Origin of the sequence: Bacillus sp. MT(2024) (genome assembly GCF_036362845.1) — a bacterium.
GTDB classification, from domain to species: Bacteria; Bacillota; Bacilli; order Bacillales; family Bacillaceae; genus Bacillus; species Bacillus velezensis.
On record NZ_CP143632.1, the window covers coordinates 3,534,365 to 3,552,529 of the forward strand.

The following is an 18,165-nucleotide window of genomic DNA, read 5'->3' on the forward strand; positions in this document are numbered from 1 at the left end:
CAATATAATGTGAACCTGATGCAAAAATAACAGTAGATGTTGTCGAAATAGAGAGAAAGATTTAGAATTTTCTCATTTGCAGAGTTGCTCCAAGTCAACAATTATGGTACGCTTCACAAAGAATAGAAACGAGAGGTAATGATATGGAAGAACGATCTCAACGCAGAAAAAAGAAAAGACGCCTCAGAAAATGGGTGAAATTTGTACTGGTATTCGCCGCTTTCTTATTGGTGATCGCCGGTTCCGTCGGCACCTACGCATTTGTGAAATTGAATAATGCGACCAAAGAAGCGCACGTCAGCCTTGACCGCGGCGACCAGTCCGTAAAACGGATCAAAGAATTTGACCCGAAGAAGGATTCTTTCACCGTATTGCTTTTAGGAATAGACGCCCGTGACAATAAGGGCGAATCAGTAGATGACGCAAGAAGTGACGCCAATGTGCTCGTCACCTTCAACCGGAAAAAGAAAACAGCGACGATGCTCAGCATTCCGCGGGATTCCTATGTCAACATTCCGGGTCACGGCTATGACAAATTCGCGCACGCACATGCTTACGGCGGTTATAATTTAACTTATAAAACAGTAGAAAACATGTTTGATATTCCGGTAGATTATGTGGTTGAGAGCAACTTCGACGCGTTCCGCGATGTCGTCAATGAGTTGAACGGCGTTACGGTAAATGTGAAAAGCCAGAAAATTGCCGATCGTATTAAAGTCGATACAAAAGGAAAAGTCGTGCTGAAGCCGGGCGTCCAGACGCTTGACGGTGAGCAGGCACTGGCTTATGTAAGAACACGCAAAGCGGACACCGATCTGATGCGCGGACAAAGACAGATGGAAGTGCTGAGCGCCATTATTAAAAAATCTAAATCGTTAAGCTCGATCCCATCGTATGACGATATCGTCGACAGCTTAGGGAAAAACTTGAAAATGAACTTATCTCTTAATGACGCCATCGGTCTGTTCCCGTTTATCACATCCCTGAAATCGGTGAATTCTTTGCAGCTGACAGGTTCAGACAGCTACATTTACACTCCTCAGTACGGCAAAAATATTTATTACTTCAAGCTGAATGAGGAAAACCTTCAAGAAGTAAAAACGAAATTAAAAAATGATTTAGACGCGTAAGATGTCACGGTGGGATTAGCAAATCCCGCCGTTTTTCTGTTGAAAAAAAGGACATGAAGGTATAGCCTTTTAACTGACGGCTTTCTGCTGATTTCGCACAAAGCTGAACATACTACATGAAGCAGCTTTATTTTTAAGGAGGGCATCCATACATATGAAATTGATAGCCATTGACTTAGACGGCACATTACTGAATTCGGACAGTGTGATTTCTCCGGAAAACAGAGCGGCTTTACAAAGAGCGGATGAAGCGGGCATTCTCGTGGCCATCTGCACGGGCAGAGCCACGTTTGATGTAAAAGCGCTCTTGAAGGATTTGGATATTCCGATTATTGCGGCAAACGGCGGGACAGTCCATGACAAAGGATACCGCCTCGTCAGCCGGCTCTTAATGGATCAGCAGGCCGGGAAGGATATCGCCGCTTATTTAACGGACAAAGACATTTACTTTGAGGTCTATACGGATGATCATCTGCTGTCCCCGTTTGACGGCGAGTCCAAACTGCAGGCAGAACTGGACATTCTGAAAAGCGCCAATCCTAAGGAAGATATTCAGACATTATGGGAGGGCGCAAAGACGCAGTTCAAACAATTCGGCATTAAACCCGTACAGGATATACAGGCGATTTTTAACGGAGACGAACATGTTTACAAGCTTCTTTGTTTCTCTTTTGATATGGAAAAACTGAGAAACGCCAAAGAAGAAATTACACATCATCCGAAATTATCCCAGACATCTTCCGGAAAACACATTATCGAAATCCTCCCTGCCGGTTCCGGAAAGGGACGTGCTCTGACGGAGCTTGCCTCACTGTACGGAATTGAAAAACAGGATATTTACGCCATCGGCGACAGCCCGAATGATTTCTCCATGTTTGAAGCGGCGGGAAACCGCATCGCCATGGGCAATGCGATTGATGAACTGAAGGAAAAAAGCACGTATATTACAAAAAGCAACGATGAAAACGGCGTCGCATATTTCATCAACCGGCTTCTCGACAACGGGCAATAAAAGGTAAAAGCCAGGTCTTTCACGGCCTGGCTTTTCACGTTTCCTAAAAAAGAAATTTCCAAAATTGAAAATAAATTGTAAGATAAAGAAAAAAGGAGTTTCATGATGTCGAATGCAATCGCTATTATAGGATTTTTAGCTTTTCTCTGCGCAGTCGGATACGGAATGTTTCATCTCATATGCAAAGCGGCAAAAAAAGAAAAACATTTTTCAAAAAAGCTGTTTTGGCCTCTTCTCATCGGCGGATTTATCCTGCTTCTGACCGGTGCATCCCTCGCAGAGCCGGACGCCTCGGCCGTGAAGGCAGAGGAGAAATACAGCACCCTTGATACCGCTTATCAAAAATTGACGAAGGAACACCAGGCGCTTGAGAAAAAATATGAAAGCATCAGTGCCGCGGCCGAAAAGGAGAAATCCGAAGCTGAAGCTGGCAACGAAGAAAAACTCAGCAAACTCAGCCAAGAGATAAGCAAGCTGAAAAAAACAAACAAATCACTCAAACAAGACAATGAGAAATTAAAAAATTCACAAAAGAAGCTCGAAAAGACCGCTGAAACGCTTCAGTCAGAAAATAAAACTTTAAAGCGGCAGAAAGCAGAAACAAAAATATCCGAAAATGCGGAAACGGCGCAAAACAACGCCCCTTCCTCCGGCGGACATGCCGAAACGAAAGCAGCCGGCACCTCACAGGGATGCGACATTAAAGGCAGCCGGAACGGCATTTATCACACACCGGGAAGTACATACTACGACCGGACGACAGATCCCGCGGAAATGTTCTGTTCTGTAGAGGATGCGGTAGCGGCCGGATACAGAGCGCCGAAACGGTAAAAGAAAAAGACGTCAGAGACACTCTCTGACGTCTTTTTTTACGGAAGCCGGATGCCGCCCGCATATTTGTCCTTCCAATAAGCGCTTGTGTTCATATTTGTTATGGTAACGCCTGCGGACACGGTGACATGAATCACTTGTCCGTTCCCGATATAAATGGCCGGATTCAGGCTTTCCGCTTTAAAGAAGACCAGATCGCCGGGCTTCAGATCTTGTTTATCGACCGGAACGCCCGCCTGCATCTGCTTGTCGGCATAACGCGGCAGGCTGATTCCTTTCGCTTTTTGATAGATGTATTGAACAAATCCCGCCGTATCAAAGCCGGTTTCCGGTGAAGCGCCGCCTTTCAGATAAGAAATTCCGATATGATCGGCCGCTGTGGACACAACGGGATTGTCTTTAGAAATGGCTAAATTGCTGAATCGGCGCACCCCTGTGAAATGTTTTTTCCAATAATCTTCCGCCAAGTAAGAAATGGTGACTTTTTCGGAGCGGCTTGCTTGGATGAACCTTCCCTCTCCCGCATAAATGCCCGCATGGGAAATTCCTTTTTTATACGTATCGCTGAAATAAATCACGTCCCCGGGCTTTATGTCGCTCAGCTTGATTTTCTCACCGACCAGCCACTGCTGTTCCGCAGATCTCGGCAGGTAAATGTGAAGCTTGTTTTCAAAAACATATTGGACCAGACCCGAACAGTCGAATCCCGCCTCGGGCGTGCTTCCGCCGAATACATACGGAATGTCGAGGTAACGGGCTGCCTCCTGAACGATCGGATCATCAGCCAGTTCCGGATCTTTTGTCATCCGCTTTGCGCCAAGATATAAATTCATCCAATAACTGCTTTTTTGAAAGCGTGTGACGGTTACGCCTTCTGACGGAGAACTGTGTATCATCTCTCCGTTTCCGATATACAGACCGTCATGTACGGGCGCGTTTTGTGTTGAATCTGACTTTTTGAAAAACACAAGATCTCCCGGTAAAAGGTCATTTTCTTTGACGGCGGCTCCGACTTTCCATTGATCACTGACCGTTCTCGGCAGATGGATGTTCTGCCTGCTGAAAAGATAATGCATCAATCCGGACGGGTCAAAACCGTCCTCAGGCTCTTCGCCTCCGTAAACATATTTATTTCCGACAAGTTTTTGCGCGTCTGAAACGATCAGGACAGAAACTTGAGAATCCGCTTCGGCAATTTCCGTTCTCGTTACTGCAGGTGCCACAAGACAAATCATAAGGCCGGCAAGGATGTACTTCCTCCAGCTTGTGAGCATGTTTTCTATTCACTCTCCTCATTTTTAGTAGTTTTTACATCGGTAACTTTTAACAAATGTTTAGGAGAGCACAAAAAAAAGAATGCCCGATATGGGCATTCTTTACTGGATTCGGAACAAACAATATGCCGGCAAGCGGAATCATGAGCTTATTTTGCGCCCGCTGTGTCCTCTTGCTGAATTTTTTGCATTTCCGTGTCAATTTTTTGTTTTTCCTGATCTGTGAGCTGATCATTGTATTTAAACGCAGACATAAACATAAATACCATAATGATCGCGGCAAACGGCCATCCTGCTTTAATGATTTTCATTTGTTTTTCACTCCGCTTTCTTTTTTAAGATATCGCTGTGATCCACATCAAACGTTAATTTTCCATCCTTGACGCTCCACTTGAAATTCGATTCTTTCGTCAGTTCACGTACGATCGTTTTATGATTGATGCTGCCTTTTTTAACCGGTGCAGGCGTTGCTTCATGAATGTTCATCGGCGTGACTTCAAAGCGTCCCGTGCCGTTTTTCTGCAGATGATATTGAACAAGCGCCGTGTCTCTCGTTCTTGTCCACCCCTGGTCGAATACGAAGTTGCCCAGGCTGTAGAAAATAACGGTGCCGTGGTACATTTCGATCGGTTCCAGCACGTGCGGATGGTGTCCGACGATAATATCCGCTCCGGCATCTGACATTGCTCTTGCCAATTGGCGCTGTCTGTCATTCGGATCATTATCGTATTCCTGTCCCCAGTGTGTTTGAACAATGACAAGATCGGCTTTCTTTTTGGCTTTAGAAATCATCGGAATAAACAGCTCTGGATCGGCCGGAAGCACACCCGGCGCATTTCGTTTAGCTGCAAAACCTTTTCCGGAAACATCAGTGAAACCCAGTGTTGCGATTTTGATTCCGTTTACATCTTGATAAGAAATGTTCTGCTCGGCTTCCTTCAGCGTGAGGCCCGCTCCGACAAGTTCAAGATTTTGCTTTGAAAACTCTTCAACCGTATCCCGCATTCCTTGAGGGCCGTAATCCATCGCATGGTTGTTGGCTGCCGTGAGAACGGTGAAATTCATGTCCTTCAATACTTTTACGGCATCTTTGTTTGACTGAAGGTGGATATTTTTTTCTGCTTCTTTGTAGTTCTTTTTATATGTAACCGGGTTTTCAAAGTTCCCCGACACATAGTCGGATGCTTCGAAGAATGGCTTTGCGTAACGGAAGACACTCTCCGTGCCTTTATGCTTTGTCACTTTCTCGACATTCCGGCCCATCATAATATCTCCGACGAATGAAGCTGATACAAGGTCATCGGCATTTCTTTTCACACTCGGCGTTTCCGCCTTCCCTGTCAGGATGCAGACGAACATCAGGCAAAAGACGATCGGCAGCGCGATAAAAACGTGAAGATTGGTCTTCTTTTTCTGCTGTTTGGTCAGCTTCAGCAGTTTTTCTTGAAAGCTTAATTGTTTTTTCATCGTTTGACACACCTTACATTAGATTAAGTAGTAAGCAAACATAATGGCAAAAGTTGCGCCGCTTAAGAACAGCGTGCTGGCGAATGTAATCGTTAATCCCTGTTTCTGAATGGTATTGGCGATCAGACCCGGTACGATGATACCGATTCCGCGGAATTCTGATATCTCAAACGGTACGATCGGGTAAAGAAAATCAAGGGCGATTTTTAAGCAGATTCCCGTTATCAGCATAGCTGCGAATTTTCTGCGTCCGTACAAAATCATAAATCTGGATAAACCGTATTTGACGATCACGTATGTAAGAAGACTCACTAACAATACGAGTAAAATAAAGACCGGCTGGTTAAAAACGAGCCCTAAATAACCCGGCACGACTAAACCGGCAGGTACGATACCTGTTTTTTCCGCGAAAATTAAACTGATTAACACGCCTAAAATAAGTGAAATGTATAAATCTGATCCGAACATTTATCCTTTTCCTCCTAGCTAACGAGCTGTTTCACCTTATACTCTTGGATTTTTTCAATTAATGGTTCCGCTGAACCGTGGATATTGCCGACGCCATATATGACACGGTTTTGCATTCTTGTTTTCAGCACGTCCATGATTTCGTCTGTTGATTTATATTCCAGATCGTGCAGTGTATCGGCAGGAATCTTGCCTTCTTCATAAGCTCTGACGATCGGTTCTGTCGTTTCGCCGATGAGTATGAGTTCCTTCGTTTTAATGTACGGAAGCACGTCGTTTGCGAACTGAATCGTTCTGTCCACACGGTCGGCGCGGCAGTTCATGATGACGATCGGTTCATCTGTCGGGTAGCCGATTTCCTTTACACGTTTCCATATATTTAAAGTAGAAGATGCATCATTTGCGGCAAAGCCGTTTACGAAATGACCGGGCTCCTTCGTGCTGAGCAGCGGCAGGATTCTCATGGCGCCAGGATCAGGCGGCGCATTCAGCATTCCTTTAAACGCCGTTTCTTCATCTATCCCAAGAGCCTGGGCAACGCCGAGCGCCAGGGAAGCGTTATCAGGAAAGACCATATATTCAAATTTTCGAAGGTATTCATCTGTAATTTTAGAGTTATCCGCAATAATGACCTCGGTATTCCGCTCTGCGGCTTTTTCTTTAAAGAAGTCTGTGTATTCACTGTCTGTAATGACAAGGTGACCGTTATACGGTATCGTCGCGGTAAAAGCTTCAGCTATTTCATCAAGCGTCGGCCCCATGACATCCATATGGTCTTCAAGCACATTCACGATGACGCCGATGTTGGCTTGAAGGAGTTCTTCCTGAAAGATAATCTGATAATCCGGGTTTACCGCCATACATTCACTGACAATGGCATTGGCGCCCCGTTCTACGGTTTCCTTCATTACTTCTTTTTGCTCGCCGATATTCGGGCCCTGCGGTTTCCGTTTGATCGGTTTCTCCTCAGGTGTATCCCAATAGATCATCCTTGCATCTGTTCCCGTCGTTTTTCCGACTGTTTTGTAGCCCGCCTCCATCAGTATTCCGGTCGTCAGCCTCGTTACGGTTGACTTTCCGCGGATACCATTAATATTGACGCGTACTGGCAGAGCATCGATATTCTTCTGATGCCGCCTTTTTTCAATGATTCCGATGATTAGTACGGCAGCACAGGCTATAATGAGTAACCACATTGATTTTTGACATCTCCTTCTGTATTGATAAATTCATTCATCAGTATATAGCTTCACTATGAATTCTCAATCGGCATTATGTAACATAATCTTCCCGCTTTCACTGAGCCAAACTTCTCTATTAGTGACGCTATTCTTCCTATGATCGAATTGCTTTTTTTGGGAATAGGCAGGACTTCAACCTTACTTCAATTTTTCAAAAGGAAAATGAATGCGTTTACATTTCCACACAGAAATTCATTTGGACCAATGGGACTATACGCGTTCCGGAAGAAAAAGATGTAACGATAATCCATCTTTTACAGCCTGTTATATCAGCGTTTTCCGCACTGCGCATACGTTTCGGGACTCTATGTCCGCTGTATGCAGACTGCCTGTTTTGTTAAGGATAAGGTCTTAAAGTCATTCATTTTTCCCCCGTATCCTGCTTTCAGTCCCATTCCAAAATAACTAGCGGAATGACTGGTACGTGACAGAAAAAGACGGGTCCGGAGTGTTTACAAGAAATACACATTTTATATGCGGAAAGCCTATCTCCTTTTAAAGCATTTACAGGACATTTATCACTCTTTTGAAATAATTTTAATAAATCTTTATATTCGTTCAAGAAAAGTTCATCCATAATTGTGAAGTTCATGGAAAAAAGCAAGCAGTATCAAGAAATTCCTTTAATTTATAAAATGCATAAAAAAGGAATACCCGCTGAAAACTACAGATAACCGGGAAAGGAGGCGGTCTGATGTCTGCGGATAAACAAAACAAACGGATTCCCGGCGATTTTGAATCGGCTGTACGGGAAATGCAGGAGCTGATGTGTGTTTGCGGCGATTTTAAAATACGAAGGATCAAACTGCAGGACCGTCATACCGCTTTCTTTTATATTGAACAAATGATAGAAGAACAGAAGCTGAATGAGTTTCTGTTAAGCGACACCCTGCAGAACGGTCCGCTTGAGGAAACGATGAATGCCGTCAGCAGTGCGGAAACGGATGAAACCAGAAAACTCATTGACGGGATTTTGGCAGGCCAGGTTGTTTTTCTCAGCGATGCGTCAAGGAAAGCGAAGCTGTTTTCCGTCGGGCAGAATCCGCTGCGTTCCATTATGGAACCCGAATCTGAAAGTATCGTCCGCGGCGCCCATGACGGGTTTGTGGAAAGTTTGGAAACGAACATTCATCAGCTGCGGTTTCACATACAGGACCGCCATCTCTCCGTTCATTATATGGATATCGGGGAAAGAGCCAAATCAAAGGTTGCGGTTATCTTCGTTGAGAATATCGCCAATCCGGAGATTGTGGAGGAAGTGAAGCGGCGCCTGTCATACCTGCGTATAGACAGCGTGCTTGCGCCCGGGATTATCGAGGAATCAATAGAAGATAATTCGTTTTCCATTTTTCCGCAGATCGTTCATACGGAACGGCCGGATAAAGCAAAAGCATGCGTGATGGAAGGCTGTGTGCTGATCATGATGGATGGGAGCCCGTCGGCCCTGATTGCCCCGATCACGTTCTTTTCTTTTTTTCAATCGCCGGATGACTACAGCACGAGGTGGATTTCCGCCAGTTTTTTGAGAGTGCTGAGATTTTCCGCTTTTATGATCGCGATTACGCTGCCCGCTTTTTATATCGCGCTGATTGCGTTTCATTTTGAAGTCATTCCCAACGATTTGATTATCACCATGAAAAATTCGATAGTTGATATTCCCTTCCCTCCGCTGATAGAGGCCATGATTATGGAGATTACGATTGAGCTGATCCGCGAAGCCGGTATCAGGCTGCCGAAACCGATCAGTCAGACGATCGGCATTGTCGGCGGTCTCGTGATCGGTGACGCGGTCGTTCAGGCGGGACTCATTTCTAATATGATGATTATCGTCGTAGCCGTTACGGCTGTTTCTTCTTTTGTGCTTCCTTCATATGAAATGAGCACGTCCATTCGAACGCTCAGATTTCCGCTTATGTTTCTGGCATCCTCGTTCGGTTTTATCGGCATCGGACTCGGCTTCGGACTTATTCTGATGAACCTGTGCAAGCTTGAATCCCTCGGCGTTCCGTATTTATCATCTCTGACGCCGTTTCATTTCAGCGACTTGAAGGATGCATTTATCCGGCTGCCGGCTTGGTTTATTAAAAGAAGGCCTTTTTATTTGAGACCGCAAGACTCAAAGCAGATGAAACATGTTCGGGGGTGGAGAAAAGATGAAGCCTAAAAAAATCAGCCGGCTTCAAGGCGTGTTTTTCATTAATCAGACGCAGATCAGCATCGGCATTTTGGCGCTGCCCCATTTACTGATGATGAAATCGGGAAGCAGCGGGTGGATTTCCATTCTGCTTACCGGATTGCTCGTCCAGCTTACATTCAGCCTGTATATGATATTATTCCACCGGTTTCCGAAGCTGAACCTGTATGAAATGCTGGAGGAGGTGTTCGGAACACTTGCCGGCAAAGGGGTGCAGGTGCTGTATATTTTATATTTCGCGTTTCTCTGCACGCTCATTCTTTCTGTATTTACACGGATATTGGATATCTGGGTGCTCCCTCAGACTCCGAATTGGGTGATCAGCTTAATGCTGATCCTCGGTTCTGTCTATATCGCCCAAGCTCCGCTGAATGCGATCGCGAGGTTCAGCTTTATTTTAACGCCGTTTTTGCTGCTGATCTCTCTGCCGCTTTTATACACGCTGGGAAAAGCCGATATCACATACATTATGCCGATTTTTCACGGAACCGCAAAAGACATGCTGACCGGGGTGCAGCAAACACTTGTCAGCATTACCGGCTTTCAGGCGGCGCTTGTGATCGGGCCCCTAATCAACTGCACCGTCAGCCAGCGCTACAAAATACTGACGATTTCAAACGGCTTGATTATCCTTTATTACCTGTATATCACCCTTACTTGCTTTGTCACCATCAGCCCCGAAGAAATAAAAATGATCCCGGAACCTGTGCTGTACCTGTTAAAAACCGTTTCATTCAGAATTATCGAACGGACGGATCTGCTCTTTTTGACGTTTTGGTTCGTGACCGTCTTTTCAACGCTGGCCAACGTGTTTTACTTGGCAAGCACCGGCATCGCCAAGCTGTTCAATCAAAAAGATCACAGCCGGTTTGTTTATCCGCCGGCCCTGCTCGTCTTCCTTCTGTCTATTTGGGCCACAAGCACAGATAAAACGATACAGCAGCTGGATCAGTTTTTCCGCATTTCCGATATTGTGTTTGTGTATTTGTTTCCGTTGTTTATGGTATTGATTGTCCTTGTACGCAAAAAGGGTGTCCGCCATGCGCATTAAAAAAGCGGTTCTTATCAGTCTCATGTGCGCAAGCCTGACACTTGCGGGCTGCTGGGATCAAAATTTGCTGAAAGATATTTCTCTCGTGCTGACCGCAAGCCTTGATGTTGATCAGGACGGTAAAAATAAAATCGCCATCACCTATCGGAAGGTTCAGTCCTCCCAGGCGGAACAGGAAACGGGCGGCTCATTCATTACGACGGTGCTCAGCGCTTCCGGGCACACCATCCGTGAAGCGCGGTTTCAATTGGATAAGCTTGTCGACCAGCGCATTGACACGTCCAAGCAAAGAGTCTTATTAATAGGTGAGAAAATGGCGGAAAAACCGCTTTTTCCTTATCTCGATGTCTTTTACAGAGATCCGAAAAGTCCGCTTCTCGCTCATCCGGCGGTTGTAAAAGACGGCGAGGCGATTGAAGTGCTGAAGCTGATCGTCCGGCAGAAATTGATCGTCAGCAAGTATTTAACGAATTTATTAACAAGCGCTAATGCGGAATCAAATATCAGCATGGAAAATTTGCAATCCATCCGTTCAAGCATGCTGACGGCTGATAAGGATTTCGCCCTTCCTTATTTATCGATTAACGGACAGACGATAAAGGTAGAGGGTTCTGCCCTGTTCAGCGGCCAGCGGAAAGTGACTGAGGTGCTCGGTCAGGATTCGACCCTCCTGACCCTTTTAAGCGGGCAATTTAATAAATCGGCTAATATTAATCTGAAGCTGTGGGACAAATACAAAATGGATATTGAAAATTATCTTTCTCTCGGCATCACGGATGCCACGCGAAAGATTGTATTTATAGATACAGATCCGCAGCATATAAAAGTGAAAATCCGTTTAAAGCTGAACGCACGCGTCTTGGAATATCCGAAGGACAAGCTGAATTCTTATACGGCAATCAACCAAATGAACAAACAAGCATCAGCAAATTTGAACAGCCAGGCCAGATCGGTGATCAGCCATATTCAGGAGCACAACTCGGATATCCTCGGCATCGGCCGGAAATATCAAACCCATTATTATGAGCGGGGCAAGCGGCTCAATTGGCGTGAGGTCTACCCTTCCATCGAAATCGTCCCTGATATCAAAGTGAATATCTCGCAAATCGGCATCGTGAACTAAAAGAGACCCCGGTCTCTTTTTTTGTTGCCAACCGAAATGATTCGTGGTACTCTTTTTGTGTAAACGGTTACATAAATGAAGGAGGAGTGTTTGTTGGCAACGATTAAAGATGTCGCAGCCGCTGCCGGCGTCTCTGTTGCCACGGTCTCGCGTGTCCTCAATGACAACGGCTACGTGCATGAAGATACACGAACGAAGGTCATGCTTGCCATGGAGAAGCTGAATTATTATCCGAATGAAGTTGCCCGCTCTCTTTATAAAAGAGAATCCAGACTGGTCGGGCTTTTGCTTCCGGATATTACGAACCCCTTTTTCCCGCAGCTTGCCCGCGGCGCTGAAGACGAGCTGCAGCGGGAAGGATACCGGCTGATCATCGGCAACAGCGATGAAGAATTGGAAAAAGAACTCGACTACCTGCAAACATTTAAACAAAATCAAGTTGCCGGTATTTTGGCGGCCACCCATTACCCCGACCTTCCCGAATACAGCGGCAGCCTTTACCCGGTCGTATTTCTGGACCGGACAAAAGAAGGCGCCCCATCCGTATTCAGTGACGGGCGGGCAGGCGGAAAACGGGCGGCTGAGGAAATGCTTTGCGGCAAAAGCACAAGCATCACGCTTGTTAAAGGCCCAGGCCACCTTCCGACCGCTCAGGAACGTTTTAACGGCGCACTTGATGTGCTGCAAAAAGCGGGCGCGCAGTTCAATGTCATCTCCGCTGCTTCATTTTCCATCAAGGATGCCGCCGTTTTAGCAGAAGAATTGTTTGCAGTATACCCGGAAACCGACGGAGTCATTGCCAGCAACGATATTGCGGCGGCTGCCGTCCTCCATGAGGCGCTGCGGCTCGGCAAAAAAGTTCCGGAGGAGATTCAGATCATCGGATACGACGATATTCCGCAGAGCAGGCTTTTGTTTCCGCCGCTTTCAACCATCCGCCAGCCTGCATATGAGATGGGAAAACAAGCGGCAAACCTGCTGCTGCAATTGATAAAGAAAGAGCCGCCGAAAGAGACGGCCATTCAAATGCCCGTGACTTATATAAGAAGACAAACGACGAGAAAGGATGATCACCATGAGTGAAATTTGTGTTATCGGAAGCTGTTCTATGGATCTGGTCGTCACATCCGAACGGCGTCCGAAAGCCGGGGAAACCGTACTGGGCACAGACTTTCAAACCGTGCCCGGGGGAAAAGGCGCAAACCAGGCCGTAGCCGCTTCCCGCCTTGGCGCGAACGTATATATGGTAGGAAAAGCTGGAAGTGACAGCTACGGAAAAGCGATTATTGAAAACCTGAAGGCAAACGGTGTCAATACGGACTATATGGAAACGGTTACACACAAAAAAAGCGGAACGGCTCATATTGTGCTCGCAGAAGGAGACAACAGCATCGTCGTCGTAAAAGGCGCAAACGATGACATCTCCCCCGATTATGCCAAAAGTGCGCTGGCAAAACTTCCCGGCATTGATATCGTGCTGATCCAGCAGGAGATTCCTGAAGAAACCGTTGAAGAAGTGTGCAGCTACTGCCGCGCGCAGCAAATTCCGGTTATCCTGAATCCCGCGCCGGCCCGGCCGCTGAAACAATCGACAATTGAGAATGCCGCATATCTTACGCCGAACGAACATGAAGCATCCATTTTATTTCCTGACCGGACGAAAGAAGAAGCGCTCGCCGGCTATCCCGGCAAACTGTTCATTACCGAAGGAAAACAAGGCGTACGCTACTCAGACGGCACCGCGGAACGGCTTGTTCCCGGCTTCCCTGCAGAAGCGGTCGACACGACGGGAGCCGGCGATACCTTTAATGCGGCACTTGCCGTCGCACTCGCGGAAGGACGGGACATCGAGCAAGCGCTCCTGTTTGCCAACCGCGCCGCCTCCCTGTCCGTGCAGCACTTCGGCGCCCAAGGCGGGATGCCGGCCAGAAAAGAAGTTGAGGAGCTGCTGTCATGAAAAAACACGGAATGTTAAACAGCCACATTGCCAAAGTATTAGCCGATCTCGGGCATACAGACCTCATCGCAATCGCCGATGCGGGTCTCCCCGTCCCTGACGGCGTCCCTAAAATTGATTTGTCTTTAACGGCGGGCGTTCCCGCCTTTCGGGATGTGACCAGCCTGGTAGCTGGGGAGATGGCAGTCGAAAAGGTGATAGCCGCTTCCGAGATCAAAGACGAAAATCCTGAGAATGCAAGTTTCATAGAAAGCCATTTCTCAGCGCAGACGATCGAGTACATGCCCCACACGGAATTCAAACGGCTCACACAGAAAGCAAAAGCCGTCATCCGAACGGGTGAAATGACACCATACGCCAACTGCATCCTGCAGGCGGGTGTGATTTTCTAGAAAGAAGGGATCCAGCATGCACATCGGCATGACAGACATTCATAAAGCATTCGGCAAAAACCAAGTGCTCTCCGGCGTCTCATTTGAGCTTCTGCCGGGAGAAATCCACGCTTTAATGGGAGAAAACGGAGCGGGCAAATCGACGTTAATGAATCTGCTCACCGGGCTCTACCGGCTCGACAAGGGAAACATTACGATAAACGGAACAAATATGAGCTTCTCCAATCCAAAGGAAGCCGAAAAGCACGGAATCGCCTTTATCCATCAGGAACTGAATATATGGCCGGACATGACGGTGCTTGAAAACCTTTTTATCGGCAAAGAGCTGACGACGGCGTTCGGCGTTTTGGAAACGAAGAAAATGAAAGCGCTAGCAAAATCACAGCTTGAAAAACTGGGAGTCTCTCTTCCTCTTGACCGGGAAGCCGGACAATGTTCCGTCGGCCAGCAGCAGATGATTGAGATTGCCAAAGCGCTGATGACAAACGCCGAAGTCATTATTATGGACGAACCGACCGCGGCGCTGACCGAACGGGAAATCAGCAAACTGTTTGACGTGATGACGGCGTTAAAGCGGGACGGCGTATCAATCGTCTATATTTCGCACCGAATGGAAGAGATATTTTCGATTTGCGACCGGATCACCATTATGCGGGACGGCCTCACTGTCGATACGGCGCATATGAAAGATACTCATTTTGATGAAGTGGTCAAAAAAATGGTCGGGCGGGAGCTGACCGATCGGTATCCGACCCGCACGCCGTCACTCGGCGATAAGGTTCTCGAAGTGAAAAACGCCTCAAAAAAAGGAAGCTTTTCACAGATCAGTTTCCATGTGAGCGCCGGAGAAATCCTCGGCGTTTCCGGCTTAATGGGTGCCGGACGGACAGAAATCATGAGAGCGCTGTTCGGAATTGACCGGCTCGATTCCGGAGAGATCTGGATTTCCGGCCGAAAAACCGGCATTCGGGGTCCGTACGATGCCATCCGCAAGGGACTCGGCCTGATTACGGAGAACCGCAAAGATGAAGGGCTGCTGCTGGATACGTCCATTCGTGAAAATATCTCATTGCCGAACCTGACCAGCTTCTCTCCGAAAGGCATCATTGACCGAAAACGCGAGGCGGAGTTCGTTGAGCTGCTCATCAAGCGTCTGACCATTAAGACTGCATCTCCGGAAACCGCCGCCCGGCATTTATCAGGAGGAAATCAGCAAAAAGTCGTCATCGCCAAATGGATCGGAATCGGCCCGAAAGTCCTCATCCTTGATGAACCGACAAGAGGCGTCGACGTAGGCGCGAAAAGGGAAATCTATTCATTAATGAATGAACTGACCGATCGCGGAGTCGCCATCATCATGGTGTCTTCCGAGCTGCCGGAAATTCTCGGTATGAGTGACAGAATCATCGTCGTCCACGAAGGGCGCATCAGCGGAGAAATCAATACGGCAGACGCAACACAAGAACACATCATGACACTTGCCACGGGAGGGCAGCAGTATGAAAACTGAACCAATGACATCAACTGAACAAAAGCGATTTTCCATTCACACCTTCACGCAAAAACTCGGTCCGTTTCTCGGCTTACTGATTCTTGTGCTGATCGTTTCCGTTTTAAACCCGAGTTTTCTTGAACCCCTCAATATTCTCAATCTTCTTCGGCAGGTTGCGATTAACGCTCTGATTGCATTCGGAATGACGTTTGTCATTTTAACGGGAGGCATTGATCTCTCTGTCGGAGCCATCCTCGCCTTATCGAGCGCATTGGTCGCAGGTATGATGGTATCAGGCATCGACCCGATCTTAGCCGTCATCATCGGCTGCGTGATCGGCGCCGTACTCGGCATGATAAACGGATTATTAATCACAAAAGGAAAAATGGCACCGTTCATCGCCACTTTGGCGACAATGACCGTCTTTCGCGGACTGACCCTCGTCTATACGGACGGAAATCCGATTACGGGGCTCGGTACAAATTACGCATTTCAATTATTCGGGCGCGGTTATTTTCTCGGCATACCCGTACCTGCCATTACGATGCTGATTGCATTTGCGGCCCTGTGGGTTCTTCTGCACAAAACACCGTTCGGCCGCCGGACATACGCCATCGGCGGCAATGAGAAAGCGGCGCTGATATCGGGAATCAAAGTGCCCCGCATCAAGATCATGATCTATTCTCTGACAGGTTTATTATCGGCGCTGGCGGGAGCGATTCTGACATCACGCTTAAATTCCGCACAGCCGACGGCCGGGGAATCATACGAGCTGGACGCCATCGCAGCGGTCGTTCTCGGCGGAACGAGCCTGTCCGGCGGTCGAGGGCGCATCATCGGTACGCTGATCGGGGTTTTGATTATCGGTACACTGAACAACGGCTTGAACCTTCTCGGCGTATCATCTTTTTATCAGCTCGTCGTCAAAGGAATCGTCATTTTAATCGCGGTGCTGCTGGACCGCAAAAAATCGGCATAGTAGGAGGACCATTATGAAGAAAGCCATCATCACGATCGCGGCATTATCACTGTTTTTGCTGTCCGCCTGTTCACTTGAACCGCCGCAATGGGCAAAACCGTCAAACACAAAACATAAAACAGAATTCACTATCGGGCTCTCCGTCTCCACATTAAACAATCCGTTCTTCGTTTCATTAAAAGAAGGCGTTGTAAAGGAAGCCAAAAAACGGGGCATGAAGGTCATTATTGTCGATGCCCAAAATGATTCATCTAAACAGTCAAATGACGTAGAAGATTTGATCCAGCAGGGAGTCGATGCGCTGCTGATCAATCCGACCGATTCATCAGCGATTTCAACAGCCGTCGAATCGGCAAATTCCCTCGGCATTCCCGTCATTGCGCTGGATCGTTCAGCCGAACACGGCAAAGTCGAAACGCTTGTCGCCTCTGACAATGTCAAAGGAGGAGAAATGGCGGCTGACTACCTCGCCGATCAGCTCGGAAAAGGCGCCAAAGTGGCTGAATTGCAAGGGGTGCCGGGCGCATCCGCGACACGGGAACGCGGAACGGGCTTTCATCATATTGCCGACAAAAAGCTGGATGTCGTAACGAAGCAAGCGGCAGATTTTGACCGCACAAAAGGATTGACCGTCATGGAAAACCTGCTGCAGGGACATCCGGATATCAAAGCCGTGTTCGCCCATAATGATGAAATGGCACTCGGGGCACTCGAAGCGATTAACAGCTCAGGCAAACACATTTTGGTCGTCGGTTTCGACGGAAATAAAGATGCGATTTCTTCCATTAATAATGGGAAGCTGACAGCCACGGTCGCCCAGCAGCCGGAGCTGATCGGAAAACTGGCGGCCGAAGCGGCGGAGCAGGTGCTCAAAGGAGAAAAAGTCAAAAAAACCATTGCCGCTCCATTGAAACTTCAAACACAAAGGCCGATGTTTAGACTTCCGGTAAAACGTGAAAGGATGAAGTAAAAGGAGAGATACAGATGAAGAAAACAGCCAAAGCGGCATCCATTCTGACCCTTGCAGCGGGAATATCAGCGGCTTCAGCTGCCGGAATAACGCCTCTTCCGGAGACACACGCGCAAGAAGCGGTCAAAATTGACGATCTGTACAGCTACCCGCTTGACTCTTATCTCGTTTCCGCGGAAGCATTGAACGTCAGAACAAAAGCATCAGCAGCCAGTCCGAGAGCTGATACCCTTCATTTAGGCGACAGCTTAAAGATCGTTTCATTCCAGAACGCTGACTGGGCAAAAGTACATTATAAAAACGGAAAAACAGGATTTGTATCTACTCATTATATTGTTAAAGAAGCAACAACCGTAAAAACGACGGCAAAAACAAAAGTATATACAGACAAACAAGCGGTCAAAGCTTCCCTTGCCAAAAACACGAGCGTTTCTTTCCTCGGATGGAATAAGACAGCCGGCGGCGGCATTGATTTCGGCTGGGCGCTTGTCGATTACGGGGGCGCAACGGGATATATCAGCACAAAAGATCTGCAAAAACTGACATAATATCAAAACGGATTTCGCAAATTCAGCGCGAAATCC

General features: G+C 47.3%; 18 protein-coding genes. 13 read left to right on the forward strand and 5 right to left on the reverse strand.

Features of this window, described 5'->3' with window-relative positions:
- The first annotated feature begins 143 nt into the window (after positions 1-143).
- From VP472_RS17505 to VP472_RS17515, 3 genes are all read left to right on the forward strand, one after another.
- Positions 144-1,130 (forward strand): LCP family protein, encoded by a 987-nt coding sequence (locus VP472_RS17505; protein ID WP_003151348.1) that lies wholly within the window; start codon positions 144-146, stop codon positions 1,128-1,130.
- A 154-nt stretch (positions 1,131-1,284) separates the two neighbouring features.
- Entirely contained in the window at positions 1,285-2,142 is an 858-nt protein-coding gene (locus tag VP472_RS17510) for a Cof-type HAD-IIB family hydrolase (RefSeq protein ID WP_146275660.1), read from the forward strand.
- Positions 2,143-2,247: 105 nt separating this feature from the next.
- Positions 2,248-2,973 carry a sunset domain-containing protein gene (locus tag VP472_RS17515; protein WP_060673948.1) on the forward strand — a complete coding sequence of 242 codons (726 nt, stop codon included), beginning with the start codon at positions 2,248-2,250 and terminating at the stop codon, positions 2,971-2,973.
- Positions 2,974-3,011: 38 nt separating this feature from the next.
- Here VP472_RS17515 and VP472_RS17520 read toward each other — a convergent pair whose 3' ends face one another.
- From VP472_RS17520 to pgsB, 5 genes are all read right to left on the reverse strand, one after another.
- Entirely contained in the window at positions 3,012-4,247 is a 1,236-nt protein-coding gene (locus VP472_RS17520) for a C40 family peptidase (RefSeq protein WP_043867480.1), read from the reverse strand.
- A 149-nt stretch (positions 4,248-4,396) separates the two neighbouring features.
- Entirely contained in the window at positions 4,397-4,558 is a 162-nt protein-coding gene (locus VP472_RS17525; RefSeq protein ID WP_003151344.1) for an extrachromosomal elements maintenance protein EdmS, read from the reverse strand.
- Between the two features lie 7 nt (positions 4,559-4,565).
- On the reverse strand, positions 4,566-5,714 hold the full coding sequence (locus VP472_RS17530; RefSeq protein ID WP_017418784.1) for a CapA family protein: 1,149 nt from the start codon (positions 5,712-5,714) through the stop codon (positions 4,566-4,568).
- A gap of 18 nt (positions 5,715-5,732) precedes the next feature.
- Positions 5,733-6,182 carry a poly-gamma-glutamate biosynthesis protein PgsC gene (gene pgsC / locus VP472_RS17535; RefSeq protein WP_003151340.1) on the reverse strand — a complete coding sequence of 150 codons (450 nt, stop codon included), beginning with the start codon at positions 6,180-6,182 and terminating at the stop codon, positions 5,733-5,735.
- Between the two features lie 14 nt (positions 6,183-6,196).
- Complete coding sequence (gene pgsB, locus VP472_RS17540; RefSeq protein ID WP_003151337.1) at positions 6,197-7,378, reverse strand: poly-gamma-glutamate synthase PgsB; 1,182 nt, start codon at positions 7,376-7,378, stop codon at positions 6,197-6,199.
- A 739-nt stretch (positions 7,379-8,117) separates the two neighbouring features.
- Here pgsB and VP472_RS17545 point away from each other — a divergent pair.
- The 10 genes from VP472_RS17545 (at position 8,118) to VP472_RS17590 (ending at position 18,129) form a co-directional block, all read left to right on the forward strand.
- Positions 8,118-9,587: a spore germination protein gene (locus VP472_RS17545; RefSeq protein ID WP_146275662.1), complete on the forward strand. Its 1,470-nt coding sequence runs from the start codon at positions 8,118-8,120 to the stop codon at positions 9,585-9,587.
- Entirely contained in the window at positions 9,577-10,668 is a 1,092-nt protein-coding gene (locus VP472_RS17550) for a GerAB/ArcD/ProY family transporter (RefSeq protein ID WP_071392385.1), read from the forward strand. The genes VP472_RS17545 and VP472_RS17550 overlap by 11 nt, the downstream gene beginning before the upstream one ends.
- On the forward strand, positions 10,658-11,791 hold the full coding sequence (locus VP472_RS17555; RefSeq protein WP_025853562.1) for a Ger(x)C family spore germination protein: 1,134 nt from the start codon (positions 10,658-10,660) through the stop codon (positions 11,789-11,791). Before VP472_RS17550 ends, VP472_RS17555 begins: the two co-directional genes overlap by 11 nt.
- A gap of 93 nt (positions 11,792-11,884) precedes the next feature.
- Complete coding sequence (locus VP472_RS17560; RefSeq protein ID WP_146275664.1) at positions 11,885-12,874, forward strand: LacI family DNA-binding transcriptional regulator; 990 nt, start codon at positions 11,885-11,887, stop codon at positions 12,872-12,874.
- Positions 12,867-13,748 carry a ribokinase gene (gene rbsK / locus VP472_RS17565; protein ID WP_060673941.1) on the forward strand — a complete coding sequence of 294 codons (882 nt, stop codon included), beginning with the start codon at positions 12,867-12,869 and terminating at the stop codon, positions 13,746-13,748. Before VP472_RS17560 ends, rbsK begins: the two co-directional genes overlap by 8 nt.
- Complete coding sequence (gene rbsD, locus VP472_RS17570) at positions 13,745-14,140, forward strand: D-ribose pyranase (protein WP_003151329.1); 396 nt, start codon at positions 13,745-13,747, stop codon at positions 14,138-14,140. Before rbsK ends, rbsD begins: the two co-directional genes overlap by 4 nt.
- Positions 14,141-14,156: 16 nt before the next feature.
- Positions 14,157-15,650 (forward strand): sugar ABC transporter ATP-binding protein, encoded by a 1,494-nt coding sequence (locus VP472_RS17575; RefSeq protein ID WP_146275666.1) that lies wholly within the window; start codon positions 14,157-14,159, stop codon positions 15,648-15,650.
- Positions 15,640-16,611, forward strand: a complete 972-nt coding sequence (gene rbsC, locus VP472_RS17580) for a ribose ABC transporter permease RbsC (RefSeq protein WP_003151325.1) — start codon at positions 15,640-15,642, stop codon at positions 16,609-16,611. The genes VP472_RS17575 and rbsC overlap by 11 nt, the downstream gene beginning before the upstream one ends.
- A 13-nt stretch (positions 16,612-16,624) precedes the next feature.
- Complete coding sequence (gene rbsB, locus VP472_RS17585) at positions 16,625-17,581, forward strand: ribose ABC transporter substrate-binding protein RbsB (RefSeq protein ID WP_146275668.1); 957 nt, start codon at positions 16,625-16,627, stop codon at positions 17,579-17,581.
- Positions 17,582-17,595: 14 nt separating this feature from the next.
- Positions 17,596-18,129, forward strand: coding sequence for an SH3 domain-containing protein (locus tag VP472_RS17590; protein ID WP_060673933.1), 534 nt, complete (start codon positions 17,596-17,598; stop codon positions 18,127-18,129).
- The last annotated feature ends 36 nt before the right edge of the window (positions 18,130-18,165 follow it).